Here is a 247-nt window from a genome sequence, read left to right as displayed (position 1 = left end):
CGTCAGGGCCTTGCGCCACAGGCCCAGGCTGAAGTGGTAGATGCAGCCGCAGACCAGGGCGAAGACGTTGAAGTTGACCTGGACCTGCTGCCCGATCGGCAGCGCCGTGTGGGCGGCCTGGAAGGCCGGCGAGTTGGGCGCGCCGTGGGCGGTGAAGTAGTCGCACCGGACCGGCCACGTGGGGCGGACGGATGACGCGATGTTGGACTCCATATCCACTATCTGATGTTGAAATCGGGTACCTGAG

General features: G+C 65.2%; 1 pseudogene. It reads right to left on the bottom strand.

The window, feature by feature from the left end:
• Positions 1 to 213 (bottom strand): annotated as a pseudogene (locus ACQG3P_RS21525) (DUF2628 domain-containing protein); the annotation flags it as partial.
• Positions 214 to 247: the final 34 nt, after the last annotated feature.

Source organism: Stenotrophomonas sp. SrG (assembly GCF_050031795.1).
Taxonomy (GTDB): Bacteria; Pseudomonadota; Gammaproteobacteria; order Xanthomonadales; family Xanthomonadaceae; genus Stenotrophomonas; species Stenotrophomonas rhizophila_A.
This window is presented reverse-complemented; position numbering and strand designations above follow the sequence as displayed.